12 protein-coding genes and 1 pseudogene are annotated in these 18,590 nt (G+C 72.0%); 8 read left to right on the top strand and 5 right to left on the bottom strand.

From position 1 onward, the window contains the following. Positions 1-24 precede the first annotated feature (24 nt). The gene (locus R6Y94_RS30645) at positions 25-1,110 is read left to right on the top strand and encodes a lytic polysaccharide monooxygenase (protein WP_412102923.1); all 1,086 of its coding nucleotides are present in this window, start codon (positions 25-27) and stop codon (positions 1,108-1,110) included. An 80-nt stretch (positions 1,111-1,190) separates the two neighbouring features. Here the strand turns inward: R6Y94_RS30645 and asnB are convergent, their stop codons facing one another. Further along, positions 1,191-3,149: an asparagine synthase (glutamine-hydrolyzing) gene (gene asnB, locus R6Y94_RS30640; protein WP_318399334.1), complete on the bottom strand. Its 1,959-nt coding sequence runs from the start codon at positions 3,147-3,149 to the stop codon at positions 1,191-1,193. A 213-nt stretch (positions 3,150-3,362) separates the two neighbouring features. Here asnB and R6Y94_RS30635 point away from each other — a divergent pair, with 213 nt between their 5' ends. The 3 genes from R6Y94_RS30635 (at position 3,363) to R6Y94_RS30625 (ending at position 7,271) form a co-directional block, all read left to right on the top strand. Then, entirely contained in the window at positions 3,363-4,880 is a 1,518-nt protein-coding gene (locus R6Y94_RS30635; protein ID WP_318399333.1) for an aminopeptidase P family protein, read from the top strand. Positions 4,881-5,034: 154 nt separating this feature from the next. After that, complete coding sequence (locus R6Y94_RS30630) at positions 5,035-6,768, top strand: RyR domain-containing protein (RefSeq protein WP_318399332.1); 1,734 nt, start codon at positions 5,035-5,037, stop codon at positions 6,766-6,768. A gap of 20 nt (positions 6,769-6,788) precedes the next feature. Beyond that, entirely contained in the window at positions 6,789-7,271 is a 483-nt protein-coding gene (locus R6Y94_RS30625) for a hypothetical protein (protein ID WP_318399331.1), read from the top strand. A gap of 20 nt (positions 7,272-7,291) precedes the next feature. Here R6Y94_RS30625 and R6Y94_RS30620 read toward each other — a convergent pair whose 3' ends face one another. Next, on the bottom strand, positions 7,292-8,278 hold the full coding sequence (locus R6Y94_RS30620; protein WP_318399330.1) for a winged helix-turn-helix domain-containing protein: 987 nt from the start codon (positions 8,276-8,278) through the stop codon (positions 7,292-7,294). Between the two features lie 230 nt (positions 8,279-8,508). On the opposite strand from R6Y94_RS30620, the gene R6Y94_RS30615 reads away from it, so the two are divergent. The 3 genes from R6Y94_RS30615 (at position 8,509) to R6Y94_RS30605 (ending at position 11,885) form a co-directional block, all read left to right on the top strand. Then, the gene (locus tag R6Y94_RS30615) at positions 8,509-10,143 is read left to right on the top strand and encodes an ABC transporter substrate-binding protein (RefSeq protein ID WP_318399329.1); all 1,635 of its coding nucleotides are present in this window, start codon (positions 8,509-8,511) and stop codon (positions 10,141-10,143) included. A 165-nt stretch (positions 10,144-10,308) separates the two neighbouring features. After that, complete coding sequence (locus R6Y94_RS30610) at positions 10,309-10,773, top strand: hypothetical protein (RefSeq protein ID WP_318399328.1); 465 nt, start codon at positions 10,309-10,311, stop codon at positions 10,771-10,773. Positions 10,774-10,874: 101 nt separating this feature from the next. Continuing rightward, complete coding sequence (locus tag R6Y94_RS30605) at positions 10,875-11,885, top strand: phosphotransferase (RefSeq protein WP_318399327.1); 1,011 nt, start codon at positions 10,875-10,877, stop codon at positions 11,883-11,885. A gap of 153 nt (positions 11,886-12,038) precedes the next feature. On the opposite strand, the gene R6Y94_RS30600 is transcribed toward R6Y94_RS30605, so the two are convergent. The 3 genes and pseudogenes from R6Y94_RS30600 to R6Y94_RS30590 form a co-directional block, all read right to left on the bottom strand. Continuing rightward, positions 12,039-13,838 carry a glycoside hydrolase family 15 protein gene (locus R6Y94_RS30600; protein ID WP_318399326.1) on the bottom strand — a complete coding sequence of 600 codons (1,800 nt, stop codon included), beginning with the start codon at positions 13,836-13,838 and terminating at the stop codon, positions 12,039-12,041. A 231-nt stretch (positions 13,839-14,069) separates the two neighbouring features. Continuing rightward, a pseudogene (locus tag R6Y94_RS30595) lies at positions 14,070-16,495 on the bottom strand (alpha-1,6-glucosidase domain-containing protein). A gap of 162 nt (positions 16,496-16,657) precedes the next feature. After that, a complete protein-coding gene (locus tag R6Y94_RS30590; RefSeq protein WP_318399325.1) occupies positions 16,658-17,554 on the bottom strand; it encodes a dihydrodipicolinate synthase family protein in 897 nt (298 codons plus the stop codon). 71 nt (positions 17,555-17,625) lie between these two features. On the opposite strand from R6Y94_RS30590, the gene R6Y94_RS30585 reads away from it, so the two are divergent. Next, positions 17,626-18,519 (top strand): LysR family transcriptional regulator, encoded by an 894-nt coding sequence (locus R6Y94_RS30585; RefSeq protein ID WP_318399324.1) that lies wholly within the window; start codon positions 17,626-17,628, stop codon positions 18,517-18,519. Positions 18,520-18,590 lie beyond the last annotated feature (71 nt).

Genomic DNA, 18,590 nt, shown 5'->3' with positions numbered 1-18,590 from the left:
CACTGCCCCCAGAAGGAGAACTCGGTGAAACGTCTACGCAGGATCGCGGTACTCGGCGCCGTGGCCGCGCTCACCGCCGGTGTCATCACGGTGGTCAATCCCACTCCGGTCACCGCGCACGGTGCCGCCATGGCACCGGGCAGCCGTACCTTCCTCTGCTGGAAGGACGGGCTCAGCCCGCAGGGCGACATCAGGCCGAACAACCCGGCCTGTGCGGCCGCGGTGGCGCAGAGCGGGGCCAACTCGCTCTACAACTGGTTCAGCGTGCTGCGCTCGGACGCGGCGGGCCGGACCACCGGCTTCGTCCCGGACGGGCAGCTCTGCAGCGGCGGCAACAGCAGCTTCAGCGGCTACAACCTGGCCCGCAACGACTGGCCGCTGACCCACCTGACCGCCGGTGGCAACTTCAACTTCAAGTACAGCAACTGGGCACACCACCCCGGCACGTTCTACTTCTACGTGACCCGGGACGGCTTCAGCCCGACCCAGGCACTGAGCTGGGGCGACCTGGAGTCCACGCCGTTCCTCACGGTGACCAACCCGCCGCAGCAGGGCGCGGTCGGCAGCAACGAGGGCCACTACTACTTCAGCGGGCGGCTGCCGACCGGCAAGAGCGGCCGGCACATCATCTACTCCCGCTGGGTCCGCTCGGACAGCGCCGAGAACTTCTTCGGCTGCTCCGACGTGGTCTTCGACGGCGGCAACGGCGAGGTCACCGGGGCCGGCCCGGGCGGCAGCAACCCGACCAACCCGCCCACCAACCCGCCGACCGGCAACCCGACCAACCCGCCCACCAACAACCCGGGCACCGGCGCCTGCACCGCGACGTACCGGTCGACCGGTAGCTGGAGCGGTGGCTTCCAGGCCGAGGTGACGGTCCGGAACAGCGGCACCGCCACGCTGGGCGGCTGGACGGCCGGCTGGACCTGGGCGAACGGCGAGACCATCGGCAGCCTGTGGAACGGCACGCACACCCAGAGCGGCAGTACGGTGACCGTCCGGAACGTCGCTCACAACGGCAGCCTCGCCCCCGGTGCGAGCGCCACCTTCGGTTTCGTGGGCAGCGGCAACACCAGCGGTGCCCCGACGCTGACCTGCACCAGCTCGTAACCACCACCGCACCACGCAACGGGCCCGGCGTCGGCGGCGCCGGGCCCGTTCGCTGTCCGCTTCGGGAGTCGGCCGGGTGGTCAGCGGACCATCGAGCCGACCACCGGCTTGGTCAGCAGGGCCGACTGGTTGCGCTGGATGCCCGGGTCCAGGGTGCGGGCCACGAAGATCGCGTGCCAGACACAGAAGATCAGCACGGTCCAGATCTTGCGAGAGTGGTCGGCCTCGCCCCGCTTGTGCTCGTCGAGCAGCCGCATCGCGTACGACAGGTCGAGCAGGTCACCGGCGCCGGAGATCGAGAAGATGTGCCGGGCCCAGTCGTACATCTCGCCGGCCAGCCAGACCCGGGTCGGGGTCGGGAAGCCCAGCTTGCGCCGGTTGACGATGGCCGGCGGTACCACGCCCTGCAACGCCTGCCGCATCGCGTACTTCGTCGCGTCGGAGCGGGGCGGCAGCTTCAGGTCCACCGGGATGCCGGCGGCGACCTCGAACACCTCCCGGTCGAGGAACGGCACCCGCACCTCCAGCGAGTGCGCCATCGAGATCCGGTCCGCCTTGACCAGGATGTCGCCGCGCAGCCAGGTGTAGAGGTCGACGTACTGCATCTTGGTCACGTCGTCCAGCTCGGTGCACTCGGCGTAGATCGGCGCGGTGACGTCGGTGTAGCGCACCCCCGGGTCGTACCGGCGGAGCAGCTTCTGCTTCTCCTCCTCGGTGAACATCCGGGCGTTGCCGTAGTAGCGCTCCTCGATCGGGGTGGTGCCGCGCTCCAGGAAGCTCTTGCCCTTGACCCCCTGCGGGATCGCCTTGGAGACCGCGCGCAGGCCCTTCTGCACCCCGCCGGGCAGGCCGTTGACCGCGCCGAGCGAGAGCGGCTCCCGATAGATGGTGTAACCGCCGAAGAACTCGTCGGCGCCCTCGCCGGAGAGCACCACCGTGACGTGCTCGGCGGCCTTCTTGGCGACGAAGTAGAGCGGCACCAGGGCCGGGTCGGCGACCGGGTCGTCCAGGTGCCAGACGATCTTCGGCAGCGCCTCCATCATGTCCCGGGGGCCGATCTTGGTCGGGATGGTGGTCACCCCGAGGTGCCGGGCCGAGTCCTGGGCCACCTCGATCTCGGAGTAACCGGGCACGTCGTACCCGACGGTGAAGGTGAGGATGTTGGGGTTGAACTCCCGGGCCAGCGCCACCACGGCGGTCGAGTCGATGCCGCTGGAGAGGAAGCAGCCGACCGGCACGTCGGCCCGCATGTGCATCCGGACGCTCTCCCGCAGCGTCTCCCGGATCCGGTCGTAGAGCTTCTGCGGCTCCTGCACCGGTGCGGGCCGGAACACCGGCCGGTACCAGCGGCGCACCTCGATCTGCCGGCCCGGGCTCCAGGTGAGGTATTCCCCCGAGCCGATCCGGTTGATGCCCTGGTGCAGGGTGCCGGGCTCGGGGACGTACTGCAACGTCAGGTAGTGCGACAGGTTCGCGGTGTCCACCCCGGCGTCCCCGGCGTGCGCCGACGGCGCGAACGGCAGCAGCGCCTTCTTCTCCGAGGCGAGGTAGACCCCGTCCCGGGTCTGGAGGTAGTGCAGCGGCTTGATCCCGAAGTAGTCCCGGGCACCGAAGGCGCGGCGCTGCTGGCGGTCCCAGATCACGAACGCGAACATCCCGCGCAGCCGGGTGAGCACCTGCTCTCCCCAGTAGTGGAAGCCGGCGACGATCACCTCGCCGTCGCCGGCGGTGGCGAACTGGGCGCCGTAGTCCCGGGCCAGCTCCTCGCGCAGCTCGATGTAGTTGTAGATCTCGCCGTTGAAGGTCAGCAGGTAGCGGCCGCCCGCGTACGGCAGCGGCTCGTGGCTGAGCGCCACGTCGATGATCGAGAGCCGCTTGTGCGCGAAGACGGCGTCGGTGTACCCGTCCGGGGTGGAAATCACCTCTACACCGGTCTCGTCCGGTCCCCGGTGGTGCAGGCATTCCAACGCACCGGCCAGGGCGTCTCGATGTGCGCCGGCGTTGCCGTGCGCGCTGAAGAAGGCCAGGAGTCCGCACATGGCGGTCATCTTTCCACGCGGACCCGCCCGCTGTGCCGGCACCGCCACCGAGAACGACCCGTCCAGGCACGGTACGGTCGGGGCACGCCAGAAGCGCAGATCAGGTCAGCCGGACGAGGGACCGGGTCGCCGGCCGGCGGGGAGTCGGATCGATCCCCCGGCCGCGCGCCGATCACCCTCGCGCGGAACGGGCCGGACGAGGGAGGAGCGGCGATGTCAGACGAGCGCACCGACATCACGGCGGAGCCGGCCGAGGTGGACGGGACCCGGACCGAGTCACACGACCCGGACTTTCCGGAGAGGTTCCTTGAGTTCATGCGGCAGGGCTGGCGGGACACCACCCTGCCGGTCGGTCCCCGCCCCGAGGTACCCAACCACGCCAAGCGGCGGGCGGCGCTCTCGGCCGCGCTCCCCGGCGAGACCCTGGTGATCCCGACCGGGCCGGAGAAGGTACGTGCCAACGACACCGCCTACCGGTTCCGCCCCGGCAGCGACTTCGTCTATCTGACCGGCGACCACGACCCGGGCAGCGTGCTGGTGATGCGCCCGAACGGCTCCGGCCACGACGCGGTGCTCTACATGCGTCCCCGGTCGTCCCGGGAGAGCGACGAGTTCTTCCGCAGCCGGGACGGCGAACTCTGGGTAGGCCGCCGGCACACCCTGGCCGGGAAGGCGACCGAGCTGGGCGTCGAGACCGCGCCCCTGGCCGACCTGCCGGCGGCGCTGGCCGACTGCGCCCCCGGACGGACCCGGGTGCTGCGCGGGCTGGACCCGGCGGTGGACGGTGCGGTGCGGCCGTACGAGCCACCGAGGAGCGGGGCGGCCGAGGACTCCGAACCCCCGCTGGGCCGGGACCGCGAACTGGCCGCGCTGCTGTCGGAGCAGAAGCTGGTCAAGGACGAGTGGGAGATCGCCCAACTCCAGGAGGCGATCGACGCCACCGTACGGGGGTTCGAGGACGTCGCCCGGGTGCTGCCGGCCGACCGACCGGTCAGCGAGCGGCTGCTGGAGGGGGTCTTCGGGCTGCGGGCCCGGCACGACGGCTACGACGTCGGCTACAACTCGATCGTCGGCTCCGGCGAGCACGCCACGATCCTGCACTGGATCCACAACACCGGCATCACCCGCCCGGGTGAGCTGCTGCTGATGGACATGGGCGTGGAGGGGCGGCACCTCTACACCGCGGACGTGACCCGGGTGCTGCCGGTCTCCGGCACCTTCTCCCCGCTGCAACGCCAGGTCTACGACATCGTGTACGCGGCCCAGCAGGCCGGCATCGACTTCATCCGGCCCGGGGTGACCTTCAAGGACGTGCACCGGACCTGCATGAGGGTGCTCGCCGAGGGGCTCGCCGAGCTGGGCCTGCTGCCGGTCGGCGTCGACGAGGCGATGGACGAGACGTCGATGGTCTACCGCCGGTGGACGCTGCACGGTTTCGGGCACATGCTCGGGCTCGACGTGCACGACTGCGCCAACGCGCGCAAGGAGAGCTACCGGGACGGCACCCTCGGCGAGGGGTACGTGCTGACCGTCGAGCCGGGGCTCTACTTCCAGCCCGAGGACGACCTGGTCCCCGCGGAGCTGCGCGGAATCGGCATCCGGATCGAGGACGACGTACTGGTGACGGCGGACGGCGCGGTCAACCTCTCGGCGGGGCTGCCAAGGCGGGCCGACGAGGTGGAGGCGTGGCTGGCAGCCCAGCGCGCGGCCGGATTCCGGCTGCCGGGCTGACCCGAGCCGGCATGCGCCGCCGGCCGGGCACCTCCCCGGCGGGCGACGCGCCGGCACCAAGAAATCCCTCGATCGTTTCACGTTCGCTGCGGGCAAACCCCGACGGTACGATGGCGCTGCGTCGTCGCACGCACCGGACAGCAGGAGAGGTGTGGTGCCCGGAAACAGCCTCGGCGAGCCGCCCCGCGCACCGACCAAGAGTGTGCTCAGACTGGTGTTCGCGCTCGCCGGGGTGGTCGCCTTCGTCTGTGGCTACATCGGGCTCTACCAGCACATCAACCGGATCGGCGGGTACGGCGACACCCCGTACGACCTGATCTACTACGACCTCCAGCTCTTCGTACTCGGCTCTCCGCCGCTGGACGAGGGCGGGCCGTTTCCGGCGCTGCTGGACTTCGCCCGGTTCGCGGCACCGGCCGTCACCGCGTACGCCGTGGTGGAGGCCTGCCGGCTGCTCTTCGCCACCGAGCTGCGCCGGCTGCGCGACCGCAACGCCCGGGGGCACGTCATCGTCTGCGGCGACGGCCTGGTGGCGGACACCCTGGCCCGCCGGCTCCGGGCCGCCGGGCACCGGGTGGTGGCGGTCCGCTCGGACGACACGACGCCCTCCGGCACCGGCCAGGTGGCCCGGGCCGCCCGCGACCCGAACGTGCTGCGTGGTGCCGGCATCGGGCGGGCCAAGGCGGTCTACGCCTGCACCGACGACAGCGCGACCAACGCCGCGATCGGGCTGGCGGCCGCCCGGCACGGCCGGTCCCCGCTGGCCGTGTACGCCCAGGTCGCCGACCCCGAACTCTGCCTCGCCCTCCAGGCCCGGCACCTGGGGCTGGCCCGGCACCCCGGTGCCCGGCTGGACTTCTTCAACATCGACGACCTGGCCGCCCGGAAGCTCTTCGCCGAGGATCCGCTGACCGCGGTGGACGGCCGGCCGCCCCGGGTGGTGGTGCTCGGCGCCACCGCGTTCGGCCGGGCGGTGCTCGTCGAGCTGGCCCGGCGGTGGCGGGTACGCGACCCGCACGGCGCCCGGCTGGTCCCGCTGGTCCTGGTCGACGAGGCGGCGACCGAGGCGGCGGCCCAACTCACCCACCGCTATCCGTTCCTGTCCCGGGTCTGCCGGATCATCCCGCTCGACGGCGGGCTCCCTGAGCTGCTCGGCCAGCTTCCCCGGGCCGGCTTCCCGCTCCCGCCGGACCGGGTCTTCATCTGCTACGACGACGAGGAGCGGGCGTTGAAGACCGCGCTCACCGCCGAGCAGCTCTGGCACGGCGGGCCCGGCTCGATGGTGGTCCGGCTGGACCGGCTGGCCAACCTGCGGGAGGCGTTCGGCAGCGGGCACGGCCTCGGCGTCCTCGACGACCTCTCCGGCGCGCTCCGGCTCTACGGCGTGGTGCACGCCGCCTGCGACCCGGCGCTGATCGGAGACGACCTGGTCGAACGGCTGGCCCGGGTGATCCACGAGAGTTACGTGGTGGCCCGGCGCCGGCACGGTGATCGGCCCGGCGGCAGTCCCGCGCTGGTGCCCTGGGAGGAGTTGCCGGAGTCGCTGCGCCGGGCCAACCGGGCCCAGGCCAAGGACATCGGCCGGAAGCTCCGCGAGTTGGGCTGCGCCCTGTCGCCCCGGGTAGGGCCGGGCGACGAGCACGCCCTGGAGGAGCCGGAGATCGAACGGCTGGCCGTCCTGGAGCACCAGCGCTGGCTGGCGGAGCAGGTGGCGAGCGGGTGGCGGTACGCGCCACACCGCGACGACGAGCGACGACTGCATCCGGCGTTGAGCCCCTGGGAGGATCTACGGCAAGATCTCCGGGAGCGTAACCACGAGGCGGTCCGGGAACTTCCGGTCATCCTGGCCGACGCGGGCTTTCGGATCGTCCGCGTCGGGCACGCGTAACCACGAACGGACGGTGCTGGATGGCCCGCATCGGTGTCACCGGGCACGTAGTGCTCGCCGACGGCACGGCGGAGCTGGTCTACGCCCGGCTGACCGAGGAGCTTCGTCCGTACGCCGGGCCGGAGCTGCACGGCGTCACCTGCCTCGCCGACGGCGCCGACCAGCTCTTCGCCCGGGCGGTACTGGCCAGCGGCGGGAGCTACGAGGCGGTGATCCCGGCCCGGGACTACCGGCAGCGGGCGGTACGGGCGCACAACCTGTCCGCCTTCGACGAGCTGCTGTGCCGGGCCACCTCGGTGTCGTACATGCCGTTTCCGCGCTCCGGGCGGGAGGCGTACCTGGCGGCGAGCCTGGAGATGCTGTGCCGGTGCGAGCGGCTCTTCGCGGTCTGGGACGGCAACCCGTCGGCGGACGTGGGGGACACCGCGGACGTGGTCCGCGCGGCGCAGTCCCGGAACCTCCCGGTGACCGTGCTCTGGCCGGCCGGCGCCCGCCGCCGCTGACCGGTGGGCGGCGAGGCCCGTCAGCGGCGACTGACGGCGTCGTTGCCGGTGAGCAGGGCGCGGGCCAGCGGGGTGAGCGTGTGGTGGGCGGCCTTGCCGTGCCGGGTGGTGCGCAGCAGCCCGGCGTCGCGGAGCACGCTGGCATGCTGCGACGCGGACGGGGTACTGATGCCGGCCCGGCGGGCCAGGTCGGTGGTGTTCGCCCCGACCAGGGCGGCCCGGAGCACCGCCGCCCGGGAGCGCCCGAGCAGCGCGGTCAGCGGATCGCCGGTGGCCGCCGCGGCGCCGAGCGCGTACGCCGGAACGGGCCGGTGCCCGGGGGCACGACCGCCCGGGGTGCGGGGCCGGCGTACCGGATAGGCCAGCACGACCGAGTCCGGTTGACCGCCGATCCAGAGCTTCCGGGCGAAGACCGACGGCACCAGCAGCAGGCCGGCGCCGTTCGGCCGCAGGTCCAGGTCGACGGCGGAAGTCACCGAGAGCACCGGGTTGCGCCACGCCGCCCACGGGTCGAACATCGCCAGCAGCGCCTCCACCCCGCCGGTGGCCAGGGCACGGCTGCGCTCGTTGACGTCGAGCCGGACCACCGACTCCCAGGACGCCAGTTCGGCGGCGACCCGGCGGTCGTAGTAGCCGCGCACCGCCGCCGCAAGGCTCCGGGCCCGGCGTGCCGAGGTGGTGAGCAGCCAGGCGAGCGCACCCTCCAGGGTCCGGTCCGCGGAGAGCGGGGCGAGCAGGTCTGCCGAACCGGCCCGGCCGACCGGGACCGGCGCCGACCTGCTCCGGCCGCCCGGACCGGCACCGGTCGACTCGGCCAGCTCGCGCAGCCAGCCGGCGAGTTCCGGTCCGGCGAGCGGATCGGCCGGGCCGCCGGCCGGGGCTCCGGCGAGGCTGACGACGACCTCGTACAGCGGGAGGGGCGCGGGTGCGATCCGGGTCCGGGCGATGTCCTCGGGGCCCAGCCAGATCCGGATCATCACCACCTCCACGCCTCGGCCGAGCCGCACCGCCCGGCTGTTGTCTGCTGACGAGACGCGATCACCTCGCCGCCCAGTTGTCGGCTCTCCGGACGGTTTGGACCCAGTCAAAAGCATTGCCGGCACGGGCTGATCGGCTCGTAACTGGGAGGCAGGAGCCGGCCGGTGATGGCCCGGTCCGGCCGGACGGACGACCGTCGCGCCCGGCGAGGTCACGCCGCCCGGTGCTCGCGGTGCGGCGCCGATGTGAAGGAGTCCTCATGCCGGTGTCCAGACGGATGACCTGGAGCGCGGCGGCCCTGGCCGTCGTACTCGCCGCGACGGGGTGCAGTGGCGACGGCGAGGACTCGAGCACCCCGGACGCCGACGCCGTGGTGCGGATCGGGATCGCCGAGCCGCAGCACATGATTCCGTCGAACACGACCGAGAGCGCCGGGGCGCAGGTGCTGGCCGCCCTCTACACCCCGCTGGTCGAGTTCGACGAGAACAAGAAGCCGTTCGAGGTGGCGGCCGAGTCGATCGAGTCGACCGACAACACAGTGTGGACGGTGAAGCTGAAGGGCGGGTACACCTTCCACAACGGCGAGCCGGTCACCGCCGACAGCTACATCAACGCCTGGAACCACGCGGCGTACGGGCCGAACGGCAACGGCGGGGCGTACTTCTTCGGCCAGATCGAGGGGTACGACGACCTCCAGTCGACGGACCCGGACGGCGAGGGTCCGCAGAAGGGCCCGGAGCCGAAGGCCCGGAAGCTGACCGGCCTGAAGAAGGTCGACGACCTCACCTTCACCGTCACCCTCTCCGGGTCGTTCGCGGAGTTCGAGTCGGTGCTCGGCTACCACGTCTTCGCGCCGCTGCCGAACGCCGCCTGGGCCTCGGACGGGGTGTTGAAGGAGGGCTTCGAGGAGGCCCCGATCGGCAACGGCCCGTTCAAGATGAAGGGCACCTGGCAGCATGACAGCCGGATCGAGGTCGAGCGGTACGACGCCCACCCCGGCCCCAAGCCGAAGGTCGGCGGCGTGGTCTTCCAGATCTACCAGGTGCTGACCGCCGACTACGCCGACCTGCTCGCCGGGAACAACGACGTGACCCGGCAGGTGCCGATCGAGGCGCTGGGCACCGCGTCGGGCGACCTCGGTGACCGGTTCAAGAAGAGCCCGCTGTCGTCGTTCCAGTTCCTCGCCTTTCCCACCTTCCAGCCGGAATTCGCCAAGGCGGAGGTACGCAAGGCGATCTCGATGGCGATCGACCGGGACGAACTGGTAAAGACGATCTTCAAGGACTCGCAGACCTCGGCCCGGTCCTTCGTCTCCCCGCTGGTCGCCGGTGCCCGGCCGGACACCTGCGGCGAGGCGTGCCAGTTCGATCCGGCCCGGGCGAAGGCCGACTACCAGGCGGCCGGCGGGCCGGCGAAGTTGCAGATCTCCTACAACGGCGACGGCGGCCACAAGGAGTGGATCGAAGCCACCTGCAACCAGCTCTCCAACAACCTCGGCGTGGACTGCACCAGCACGCCCGAGACGAGGTTCACCGACCTGCTGAACAAGGTGGAGGTGAAGACCCCGGTCGGGATGTTCCGGATGGCCTGGTCGATGGACTACCCGTCGATGCAGAACTACCTCGGGCCGCTCTACACCACCGACGGGTCGTCGAACTACTACGGCTTCAGCAACGCCGAGTTCGACCGGCTGGTCGCCGACGGCGAGCGGGCGCCGAACCAGGAGGAGGCGATCAAGAAGTACCAGGAGGCGGAGCAGATCCTGGCCCGGGAGATGCCGGTGATCCCGCTCCGGTTCGGCCAGAACAACTTCGGCCACTCCACCCGGGTCCGCAGCGTCGAGCTGGACGCGTTCGGCCAGGTCGACCTGCTGAAGATCGAGGCGACCGGCTGAGCGGCACACTCGCGGCGGGCTGAGCGCTCCGTCGCAACCCGTACCCGCTGCCCTGTTCTCCGCCACCGGTGCCGGCCGGTGGCGGGGACGGGTGCAGCGGTTCGGTCGGCTCAGGAGCGGCAGGGTCGGGCCTCGGCGGTGGCGCGGAATCGGTAGCCTGCCGCCATGAGACCGGTGCGCCTCGCGCTCGCCGCCCTGCTCGGGCTGTCCGTCACCACCGCATGCCAGGGCGGCCCCACGGTGACGCCGGGTCGGCAGTACTCGTGCTGCGCGGACCGCGCACCGGAGACGCCGTACCGGGCCGGCGACACGGTCGCGTTGCGCTGGACGGTCCGGACGATCGGCACGCCGAGCGGCCTGCCGCAGGTGGAACTCAACGCGCGGCTGGTGGGCCCGTATCCGGACGTGTCCGCGCTCAAGGCCGCTCCGGACGCCCGGGAGGCCACCGGAAACATCACGGTGGCGGCCCCACCGGTCCGGCCGACCGGGGCGGCGGGGGAAGAACCGACCAGCGTCCTCCAGATTCCCGCCGACGCCGGGCCCGGCTACTACAGCCTAATCTGGTCGGCGGACGAGCCCGGTGGCTCGTTCAGCGCCGCGGGCATCGTCCAGGTGGTCGCCGGTTCCTGACCGCCCCGGGTATACCCCGGGAAGGCGATCCTCCTGCCCCGGGTAGACCCGGTTGGGCAAACCGGTTGCCCGCCGTACCGCCCCGGTAACAGGGTGGACGGGTGCTGACGCCGCCGGACGACCTTCCCGAGGACATGCTCCGGTCGGCGCTGGTCCGGGAGTGGGGGCTCGGGATCGCCTCGCTCGAATACCGCGCGGTGGGCCGGGGCAGCCACCACTGGGAGGTGGTCGGCGCCGAGGGCGGCCGGTGGTTCGTCTCCGTCGACGACCTGGCCACCAAGCGGCTCACCCTGGCCGACCCGCTGGACGCGGCGTACGCCCGGCTGTGGGCCGCGCTCGGCACCGCCCGGCGGCTCCACGAGCACGGCTGCGGGTTCGTGGTGGCCCCGATTCCGACCCGGGACGGCGAGCCACTGGTCCGGACGGGCGACCGGTTCGGCGTCGCGGTCTATCCGTACGTCGACGGGGAGAGCTTCCGGTGGGCCGAGTGGGCCTCCCCTGCGCACCGTCGGGGCGTACTCGATCGGGTGATCGCCGTGCACGCGGCGCCGGCGGCGGCCCGCGACGATGCCCCGGTCGACGACTTCGCCATCCCGCACCTCGACGAGTTGGAGGTCGGCCTGGCCGGCACCGGGGACGTCCCCGACACCGGCCCGTACGCCCGGCTCGCCGCCCGGCTGCTCGTCGCGCACGCGGCACCGGTACGCCGGCTGCTCGCCCGGCACGCCGAACTCGCGCTGGCCGCCCGTGCCCGACCGGGCCGGATGGTCCTCACCCACGGTGAGCCGCATCCCGGCAACACCATGCGGACCGCCGACGGCTGGCGGCTGATCGACTGGGACACCGTACGGGTCGCGCCGCCCGAGCGCGACCTCTGGCTGATGGAGTCCGGTGACGGCTCGGTGCTCGACGCCTACGCCGAGGCCACCGGCGTGCCGCCGCTGCCGGAGATGCTGGAGCTGCATCGCAGTTGGTGGCATCTTGCCGACGTTGCCGAGGAGACGAGCCGGTTCCGGGCGCCGCACACCGGGACCGAGGACGACGACGAGTCGTTCGCGATCCTCCGCTCGGTGCTGGAGCACATCAGCGCCCTGCCGGCCGCCCGGGTCTGAACCGTGTCGACCGCCCGCTGCGGCACCCTTGATCGATCAAGAAATGTCGGAACGCGCGGTGGCGGCGCAGTCGAGCTCTCGCGCGAGGTTCCGGCAAGGATGGTCACCGCCGACCCGGCGCGGACGACGGCCTGGCGGTGCGGACCGGGCACCTCAGATCACCGTGGTGATCGGCGTGGGCCGGCCCGTCTTGGCCGAGGTGAGCCGCCAGGCTGCCGAGATCAGCCCGATGTGCGAGAACGCCTGCGGAAAGTTGCCCAGTTGCTCACCGGTACGCAGGTCGATCTGTTCGGCAAAGATGCCGAGGTCGTTGGCGCGGGCCACCATCCGGGTGAAGAGCGCGTCGGCCCGATCCTGCTCGCCCAGGAGCGCGAGACAACCCACCAACCAGAACGAGCAGATGACGAAGCCGGCGGAGTCGCCGGACCAGCGCCGGACCAGCCCGTCGGTGGTCAACTCCCGTTCGATCCGCTCGATCGTCGCGCGCATCCGCGGATCGGTCGCGGAGATGAACCCGACCAGGGGAAGGACGAGAACCGACGCGTCCAGCCGGTCCGACCCGAACGCGGCGGTGAAGACACCGAGCCGGGGGTTCCAGCCGTACCGCAGGATCGCCTCCCGGATCTCTTCGCGGACAGCCGCCCACCGCGCCACCTCGGCCGGCTCGCCCAGCAGGGCGTCGAACCGTACGGCCCGGTCCAGTGCGATCCAACATCCCAGTTTGGCCGTGAGGTAATGCCGCTCCTCACCCCGCAGCTCCCACATGCCCGAATCCGGTAGCCGCCACGTCTCGACCGCGCGCTGGGTCAGGGACCGCAGCATCCGCCGTACCGGCTTGGGCATGGGGTCGAGGCGCTTGCGCAGCAACCACGCGGCGTCGAGCACCTGGCCGAGTACGTCCTGCTGGCGCTGGTGCCAGGCGTCGTTGCCGAGCAGCACCGGATCGTTCTCGCCCGGCTCGCCCAACGTCCCGAGTTCACGTTCGGCCAGATCCCGCTCTCCCTCCACGCCAAACATGATCGGTACGGACGCCAGCCGTGCGTCGCCGATCGACTCGGCCACCCAGCAGAACAGCCTGTCCGCCTCCTTCGGGCAGGCCGCGACGGACAGCATGCGCAGGGTGAGACTGAAGTCGCGCAGCCACACGTAGCGGTAGTCGTAGTTGTCGTGACCCTCCGGCCGCACCGGCACGGAGGTGGTCGCCGCCGCGACGACACCGCCGCTGGGCTGGTAGGTCAACCCCATCAGCAGCAACGTACTGCGCCGTACCAGCTCCGAATGCTCCCCTGTGTAGTCGTGCTCCGCCATCCAGGAGCGCCAGCTCTCGACCGTGTCGGACAGCGCCGCCGACACGTCGGGAGGTACCGGCGCGTCTTCGCGGTAGCTGGACCAGTGGGCCAGCGAGAAGGTCTCCCGCTGGCCCGGCCCGATGGTGAACGACGACGAGGCCGTGGTCTCGTGGCAGTCCACCGGCACGCTCGCGGTCATCCCGAGGGTGCCGCCGGTGGCGGTACCGATCACGGTCTGACCGCGCCGATCGAGATAGGCCCGCACGCGGCCGTACTCGAAGTGGGGTGCGTAGGACATCACCATCGGCACCTCCCCGGCAAGTCCCTCCACCAGCCGCAGGAGCAGACCGGGCGGGCTGCGGCCGATGTCGTGCCCCCGGCCGTGGCCCAGGGCCAGGGCATCGGTGACCGCCGCCGACCCGTCCTCGGTGTGGAAGACCGTACGCAGCACCAGCGTGTCGTCCAGGTAGCTCCGCTCGACCCGGTACTCGCCTGCCGGGCGGATCCACCAGTGCCCACCCCTCTCGTCGAGCAGTCGAGCGAAGACCGAGGGCGCGTCGAACCGGGGCGGGCACCACCAGTCCACCGACCCGTCCCGGCCGACCAACGCCCCGGACCGGCCGTCGGCGAGATAGCCGTAGTCGTCGATCCGACGGGCGCACATGGCACGCCACCCCCCGGCTGGTCGATGTCCGGCGACCCCGGTCGCCGCTGCCCACCCCTACGTCTCCGGGCGGTCGCTTACCCCCGCTCCGGCCGACCTAACCGACCGACGTCAACGCCCAACTCCGGCTGACCCAGGGCGAACCGGCCCCGGTGCATCAACAGCAGCCGATCCTGCTCGTCCAGTACGGCGACCATCGCCGAGCGAGTGTTTGCTCCCGGGTCGAGATGCTCAGCGCGACTCGACGTACACGGCGACGGTACGGGGCGGGACGGTGAAGGTGCCGGTGGAGCGGTCGAAGGAGGCCGTCCGGAGTACCGGGTCGGCCGACTCCCGCAGCACCGGATGCAGCGCCACCGCCGCGCCCCGGAGCCCGGCAACGGTCTGGGTCGCCGCCGTCGGCGTCGCGTTGAAGACCACCGTCACCGACCGCCAGCGCGGGTCCAGCCCCGTCGCGTCGAGCTGCATGGTCAACACCCCAGGTGTCTCGTCCACTCCGGAGAGTGGGAAGGAGACCCGCCGCTGCACCTGGGCGGCATCGGTGAGCCCGAAGACCGGCGACGACGCCCGTACCCGCAGCAGTTCCCGGTAGCGCGCCTCGGCCAGTTCGATCGCCGCGCAGGCCGGTACCAGTTTCGGGTCGGCCAGCAGCGGCCGGGCGTACGGCCACTTGTCGGCGTTGTCGGCGGCCGGCGGCAGCCCGACACCGAACCCGTTCCCGTCGGCGCAGTCCCAGCGGATCTGGTTGAACCAGTCCCCGCTGTTGTACGAGTTGCGGTCCAGCGACTTCGAGCGCAGCCGCTCACTTCCCGCCGTGGTGAACCCGGTCCCCTGGCTCAGCACCGTCGTACCCAGGGACAGCACCTGCATCCGCGCCCGGTCCACCGCTCCCGTCCCGACCGGCAGCTTGTACGCCAGCGCGTCGTACAGGATCTCGTTGTCGTGCGCGTCGACGTACGTGACCGCCTCGCCGGGAGCGGCGGTGTAGCCGGCCGGTGCGCCGTTGTAGTCGACGTCGGCCCCGGTCACCGGCTCGCCGGAAGAGTCGACGAACCGGTAGCCGGCGAGGTTGCCGGTCAGCCCGACCTTGATCTGGTCCTGCTGGTGCAGCAGCCGGGCCCGCTGTTCCGCCCGCGTGCCGTTCACCGGGTCGCCGTTCGGGTCGGTGAAGAGCCCCGAGCCGAAGCCCTGCACCCGGGGGTTGGCGTCGAACGGCCCGCCGCCGCGTACCGCGTCCCGCAGCCGGTCGTTGAAGGTGCCGATACCGGTGCCGGCCAGATTGGCCTGGGTCGCCTGGACGAACCGGACGTCGCCGGCCCCCGGCCCGGTGAAGCCCTGCTCGTCGCCGGAGTAGACGATCGGCTGTCCCCGGGTGAGGAACATCAGCTCGTGTGCGAGCTGGTCCCGGCGCAGGTGGCTGGCCGGGTCGGTGCCGCCGTTCGCGATGAACGACCCATCCGGCCCATGTCGTGGTTGCCGAGGAAGGTCGGCAGCCGACCCGCGTCGGTGTCCCGGGCGGTGTAGAGGTCGTCGGCGGCGAACCCGTCGGCCAGCGCCCTCGCCGAGCCGCCGCTCGCCACGTAGCTCCGGGCCGCGTTCTGGAAGGTGAAGTCCAGGGTGGCCGGCAGCCCGCCCCGGCGGACGTACGTCGAGGTGACCTCGGGGTTGGCGTCGTAGACCTCGCCGAACATGAAGAAATCCGGCTTGCCTGCCTGCCGCGCGGCCCGCTCGACGCCGGCCCGGAACTGCGGCCAGAACTCCAGGTTGACGTGCTTGGCGGTGTCCAGCCGGAAGCCGTCGACACCCAGCTCGGTGACCCAGTCGGCGAAGATCTTCGTCATGCCCCGGACCACCTCGGGTCGCTCGGTCCACAGGTCGTCCAGGCCCACGAAGTCGCCGTACTCGCTGTTCTCGCCGACGAAGGTCGAGTCGCCCCGGTTGTGGTACATGGTCGGGTCGTTCAGCCAGGCCGGCACCTTGACCCGGCGGTCCGCCTCGCTGGCGAACGTCGGCCGGTACGGGAAGGACTCCTGGTCCACCGCCGGGAAGCCACGGCTGCCGTCGGCGTGGTTGCGGTCCTCGAACGGCCGCCCCTGCGCGTCCCGGTACGGCCGGCTCGCCTTGTCCTGGTAGCCGGTCTGGCCGCCGGGGTACCGGATGACGTCGGCGGTGTGGTTGACGATGACGTCCAGATAGATCTTGATGCCCCGCCGGTGTGCCTCCCGGACCAGCCTGCGCAGGTCGTCGTTGGTGCCGAAGTGCGGGTCGACCCGGGTGAAGTCGGTGATCCAGTAGCCGTGGTAGCCGGCCGAGGCGTCCGCTCCGCTACCCTGCACCGGCCGGTTGGCGAAGACCGGGGCCAGCCAGATCGCGGTGGTGCCGAGTCCCTGGATGTAGTCCAGCCGGTCCAGCAGGCCGCGCAGGTCGCCACCGTGGTAGAAGCCCTTGTCGGTCGGGTCGTGCCCGGTGCGCAGCCGGTCGCCGGTCAGCCCGCCCCGGTCGTTGCGGGAGTCGCCGTTGGCGAACCGGTCCGGCAGCACGAAGTAGAACTGTTCGGCCCGTCCCCGGTCGGCGGCGGCCGCGTCGAGTAGCGAATCGGCCGACGGTTCCGCCGTCCACTGTGCGGCGACCGGCCGGGCTGAACTCCGGTCCGGCAACCACGCCGGCTCCGGCCAGCGGAAGCGTGAGCGCGGCGGCGAGGACCAGCAGGATGGTACGCGGCAGGACGGTGCGTGGCACGACGGTCGGCGGCAGCGGCTTCATCGACGGCCTTCCTCTGGTCGCTGAATTCGCCCGCACGCTAGTCCCTTGCGGAAAGTCTATGCAAGACCTTGCAACGAAAGCGTCCGCCATCCATCATCTTGCGCAAGCCGCACCGCCGCCCGTACGGTCTCCGAGCGGGGCGGCACCAGCGGCAGCCGTACCGACGGGGTCGGGATGCGGCCCTGCGCGTGCAGCACCGCCTTGATCACTGTGGGGTTCGGCTCGGCGAAGAGCGCGGCGGAGAGCGTGCCGAGGCGGTGCCCGAGCACCCGGGCCCGGGCCGTCCCGCCGGACCGCCATGCCTCGGCAAGCGCCACGAAGGCGGCGGTGCCGACGTGTGCCGAGGCCAGGATGCCACCGTGCGCGCCGAGCGCCAGCAAGGGCGAGATCAGCGCGTCGTCACCGCCCAGCACCGCGAAGTCGGGCGGCAGTTCGGCCAGCAACTCGACGGTGCCACTGTCGATGCCGCCGACCGAGTACTTGATCCCGGCCACCCCGGGCAACGCGGCCAGCCGCCGGATCGCACCCGTGGAGAGGTGCTGACCGGTCCGGTACGGCACGTGGTAGACGACCAGCGGCACCGGACTAGCGGCGGCCAGCGCCGCGAAGTGCGCGAGTACCCCCGCCTCGCCGGGGCGCAGGAACGGCGGCACCACGCTCAGCGCCGCCACCACCTCGGCCCGGCCGGGCAGCGCCGCCACCGCCTCCGCCGCGTTGGCTCCGACGATCAGCGGGGCGCTCCGCTCCCGGCACACCCGGGCGACGACGTCGACCACGGCCTGGCGCTCCCGGACGTTCAGCGACGCCGGTTCCGCCGTGGTGCCCAGGGCCACCACACCGGCCGCACCGGCCGCCAGCACCTGGTGGGTCAGGGCTTCGAGCGCACCGAGCGCCACCGCGCCGGTGCCGTCGAACGGGGTGATCAGCGGCACGTACACACCGGTTAACGTCATGATCACAGCGTCCGGTAGGCAGACCCGTAAGGTCTAGCATCGCTTTCTGAACAGAAGCGTAAGCTTTGCTGATGCTCGACGTACGTCGGCTCCGGCTGCTCTGCGACCTCGCCCGGCTCGGCACGATCGCGGCCGTCGCGCAGGCGCACACCTACACCCCGTCAGCGGTCTCCCAGCAACTGGCCGTGCTGGAGCGGGAGGCGGGCGTACCGCTACTGGAGCGCACCGGACGGCGGGTCACCCTCACCACGGCGGGCCGGGTGCTGGTCCGGCACGCCGAGACGGTGCTCACCGCGCTGGAGCAGACCACGGCCGCGCTCGCCGCGGTCGCCACCGGACCGACCGGCCCGCTGCGGATCGGTGCCTTCCCCACCGCGGTCCGTACGCTGCTCCCGGCCACCCTGGTCGCACAGGGACACCAGCAGCCGGGGCTGGAACTGCGGGTGACCGAGTGCGACCCGGTGGCGGTACCGGCCGGGCTGCGCGAACGCCGACTCGACGTGGGCCTGCTGCACGATTACGACGTCGTACCGGTGGAGCCCGATCCCGGGCTGGACACGGTGCCGCTGCTGGACGAGACGGTCTTCCTCGCCGTGCCCGCCGGCGCCCCCGAAGCCGCCGACCCGCTCCGGGACACCCGGGACGCCGCCTGGATCCTGGCCAGTCCCGGCACCCTGTGTCACACGGCGACCCTGCACGTCTGCCGGGCCGCCGGCTTCACCCCACTGGCCCGGCACCACGCCGACGACTTCGTCACCGTGCTGGCCCTGGTCGCCGCCGGGCAGGGCGTCTCGGTGATCCCGCAGCTCGCCGCCGCGCAGCCACCGGTCGGGGTCCGGCTGGTACCGCTGGACACCCGTCGACGGACCCGGATCGCGTACCGGCGCGGCGGCGCCAGCCATCCGGCGACCGCCGCCTTCGTCTCCGCGATCCGCGCCGCCACCAGTACCTTCCTCGGCCGCTGACCCGGCCGGGTCTCGCCGGCCCCACCCGCTCCGCGACGCCGCGCCCGTCCCGGCGCCGCCCCGGCTGTGCA

The organism is Plantactinospora sp. KLBMP9567 (assembly GCF_033446045.1).
Classification (GTDB): Bacteria; Actinomycetota; Actinomycetes; order Mycobacteriales; family Micromonosporaceae; genus Plantactinospora.
Note: the sequence above shows the minus strand (reverse complement) of the source record. Positions and strands in the feature narration are given on the sequence as shown.

Bases quoted from the DNA above. Each gene is read 5' to 3' on its own strand.
- R6Y94_RS30625 (WP_318399331.1), top strand. From the start codon at position 6,789: ATGGCCCGCATCGGTGTCACCGGGCACGTAGTGCTCGCCGACGGCACG.
- R6Y94_RS30600 (WP_318399326.1), bottom strand. From the start codon at position 13,838: ATGTGCGCCCGTCGGATCGACGACTACGGCTATCTCGCCGACGGCCGG.
- R6Y94_RS30590 (WP_318399325.1), bottom strand. From the start codon at position 17,554: ATGACGTTAACCGGTGTGTACGTGCCGCTGATCACCCCGTTCGACGGC.
- asnB (WP_318399334.1), bottom strand. From the start codon at position 3,149: ATGTGCGGACTCCTGGCCTTCTTCAGCGCGCACGGCAACGCCGGCGCA.
- R6Y94_RS30610 (WP_318399328.1), top strand. From the start codon at position 10,309: ATGAGACCGGTGCGCCTCGCGCTCGCCGCCCTGCTCGGGCTGTCCGTC.
- R6Y94_RS30585 (WP_318399324.1), top strand. From the start codon at position 17,626: ATGCTCGACGTACGTCGGCTCCGGCTGCTCTGCGACCTCGCCCGGCTC.
- R6Y94_RS30635 (WP_318399333.1), top strand. From the start codon at position 3,363: ATGTCAGACGAGCGCACCGACATCACGGCGGAGCCGGCCGAGGTGGAC.
- R6Y94_RS30615 (WP_318399329.1), top strand. From the start codon at position 8,509: ATGCCGGTGTCCAGACGGATGACCTGGAGCGCGGCGGCCCTGGCCGTC.